The sequence below is a fragment of the Bifidobacterium sp. POST2/T3 (B1) genome (assembly GCF_058197115.1).
The window spans coordinates 1-2,698 of the sequence record NZ_JBVPQK010000350.1 but is presented as its reverse complement, the minus strand read 5'-3'; the positions used below and the strand labels follow the sequence as shown (position 1 = coordinate 2,698).

General features: G+C 61.0%; 4 protein-coding genes. All 4 read right to left on the bottom strand.

Features of this window, described 5'->3' with window-relative positions; translation table 11 throughout:
- Positions 1-641, bottom strand: a 641-nt coding sequence (locus AC0AP0_RS11455; RefSeq protein WP_490430561.1) for a hypothetical protein, incomplete at its 3' end; no start/stop codon positions are given.
- On the bottom strand, positions 638-964 hold the full coding sequence (locus tag AC0AP0_RS11450; RefSeq protein ID WP_198208326.1) for a hypothetical protein: 327 nt from the start codon (positions 962-964) through the stop codon (positions 638-640). The genes AC0AP0_RS11450 and AC0AP0_RS11455, both read right to left, overlap by 4 nt.
- Before the next feature lie 208 nt (positions 965-1,172).
- Positions 1,173-1,724 carry a DUF6466 family protein gene (locus AC0AP0_RS11445; protein WP_490430560.1) on the bottom strand — a complete coding sequence of 184 codons (552 nt, stop codon included), beginning with the start codon at positions 1,722-1,724 and terminating at the stop codon, positions 1,173-1,175.
- Positions 1,721-2,698, bottom strand: a 978-nt coding sequence (locus AC0AP0_RS11440) for a vWA domain-containing protein (RefSeq protein ID WP_490430559.1), incomplete at its 5' end; no start/stop codon positions are given. The genes AC0AP0_RS11440 and AC0AP0_RS11445, both read right to left, overlap by 4 nt.

Here is a 2,698-nt window from a genome sequence, read left to right as displayed (position 1 = left end):
TCACCCTGGAAATGAGCAAGTATCAAAGGCATCAGTAGGCCGGGGCCGGTAACCAATCCGCCAATGGGATCATGATGATCCGAGGACGGGCCGGATGCGACGGCGGTCAGCAGGGGCTGTTGGATGCTGGCCGTAGTTTCCAGGAATTCCTGGAATTGCGATGCATCCAGGTGATCGGTCAGTTTGGCTACTCCCAGGCCCAAACCGATAGATCCAAGCATGAATGGGGCAATAGGCCGAAAGACGGTCAAGGCTTTGGACATCAGGGAATTCATCAGCCTGTCCATGAATGATTCAGCCTGCGAATACAGCCCGTAGGCCTTGATCAGCCGGTCGGCCACAAATTGGAGCCGGGTGCGCAGATCTTCGCAGGCTTGGGCCTGGTCATTGCAGAAGGACACCATCAGATCCAGGGGCAGATGGGCATGACCTGGCAGCGGCATGGCAGCTTGGGCGCAAGGAAGGGCTGGCAGCTCCGGCATGGTTCTGCGGATGGCCTGATTGGTCAGAACCCATTGGGATTGCATGGTGGCCAGGGCACCACCTGCCTGGTTGAGCCGATCCGCCATACCGGTCAGATGGTCCAGCTCGATGCGTGTATAGCCGTTGGCATCGGGGGCAGCGGTGATCGTCCGTTTCATGGCTGGCTCTCCTGATCAATCAGGCTCAAGGTGCGCCCTGCCTGGACGCGCTGATCCTGGCAGAGGGCATCCATGGCCCGCACCTGGGCCCGATAGGCTTCAGCGGCCCGCCCTTGCCAGTCGACCCTCAGAGCCTGGTCGGCTAATTCACTCAGATGGATCAGGGTGGCTCGCGTCTGTCTTGCCATGTCGGACAGGATGGTCCGACAACGGGCTGCCCGTGCATGACAGGGGCAGGATCCAGCTGAGTCCGGATCAGCCAGGTAGGAGGGTTGCTCCAGGAAGGGGCTCAGGGCGGGCAGTGAAGAGGATGACCTATACATGCCTCTACTACAACATGGCAATCATTCTGAAACGATCCCCGTAGGGCCATGTGGTCGAATGAGGTCCGATTCATCTGGCTGTGGACGGATTTACCGCTGATTCTTGATTCTGTCGCTCAGATGGCTTGGAGATGTTCGTCTGCATGAGGATCGATTTGCTGGAAAAGAAGCGTTGGAATGACTCACCTGAAAGGCTGTGTGCGGCTGGTCACCAAGGTTTGATGTTCTTCCCCTGACCCTTGTTGTCGCTCGCCTGGCCTGAGGGCGTGGGGGAGGAAGACGGTTCGTTCTGCTGCTGGTTGCGCCTGAGCAGATCCTCCACCTCGGCCTCCTGCTGCTTGGTTAGTCCCGATGAGGAGCCCTTGCCTGATCCCCTCTGTCCGTCCTGGGCCTTATTGGCCTTCTGATTTTTGAGCAGACGCTCCGTGCGGCTGGTCAGCGCAGCGTTGGCAGCTCGGTTGGCCTGGGCAGCCTGTCTGGTCTGCGGCAGAATCAGGGGTCCAGGCCGTTCGACCTGGGCGAAGAGATGCTCGGCCTGCTCCTGCAGAGCCTTGATGGATGCTGGATCGGCCTGCGGGTTTTGGATCTGTCGAACGTTGGTGCTCAGCGCGCGCGTGCCCTCGTTATAGGTGGCGATGGCTTTGACGTTGATCAGGCCCCAGGCTCCGGCCAGGGCTGCAACCAAGGCCAAGCCAGTCAAAATCAGGCGCACTCGCAGGCGACGGCCGCTCCTTGCGTCTTGCTGGGACTTCCTGCTCATAACAGTCTCCTCGAAGTGCGGATCCAGAGCCCCGTCTCAATCAGGATCAGGGCCAACTCCACCAGTGCCAGCGGCCAGACCAGCGGGGTGACATGCTGGCGGACCTGGCCTACCTTGGTCACCCGGTAGCGCTTGGAAGCTGCAGCCGTACTCCCCTCACGCAAGGTCGTCCCCTTGGTCAAGGCCTGATAGTGGCCGCTCATCTCGTCGGCCATGGCCTTGAGGGTTTTCGGATCCATGACGGAGATGCCCGGCTGGCCGGTCTTTGGGTCCGTCACCCAGCCGTCGGCATCGCTTCCGCCGACATCGGAGCTCAAGGGCACCATGCCACCCTTGGTCGAGCCGGTTCCCAGCACAAAGGCATCGTCCAGACCTTCCCTGAGGACGCTGAAGGATCGTCGTTCATCAGATCCGGTCTGTTCGCCGTCGCTGATCAGGTAGAGCAGGATTCGGTCGTCCGGATGCCGGTCCTTGGTCTGTTTCAAGACCAGGCTCAGGCGATCCAGCGGAGCATCGAGGCTGGAGCCGGAGGATCGGGATGTGGGCTCTGTAGCCAGCCCCCTGGCCCAGTTGTCCACAGCCCGTACGTCGGGTGTCAGGGGCAGATCGACGCTGGCCGAAGCGCCGAAGCTCAGGGCCGAGAAAGAGGCATCGGGGTAGGTGCGTGTCAGTTCGTGGACAGCTGCCCGGGCCGCATCCAGTCGGCTGATTCCTTCCTGGTTGCCATATCCAGCATCCTTGACCGCCATGGATCCGGTTACGTCAACCGCGATGAAAACATCAGTGGCGTTGATGGCTTTATTAGTGGTCTTGCTGACCGTGCTGGGGGTCAGGACCATGAGGGCCAGGATCAGGACCATGGCGGTGCGCCGGGTCAGGGCCCAGCGATCGGCATCCGTATCCTGCCCCTTGCGCAGTCCATGGATGACCAGCGCGATGGCCAGGAGCAACAGCAGGCCCGCCAGAAGGCCGCC

Coding starts and splice junctions, on each gene's coding strand:
- AC0AP0_RS11450 (WP_198208326.1), bottom strand. CDS start 964: ATGTATAGGTCATCCTCTTCACTGCCCGCCCTGAGCCCCTTCCTGGAG.
- AC0AP0_RS11445 (WP_490430560.1), bottom strand. CDS start 1,724: ATGAGCAGGAAGTCCCAGCAAGACGCAAGGAGCGGCCGTCGCCTGCGA.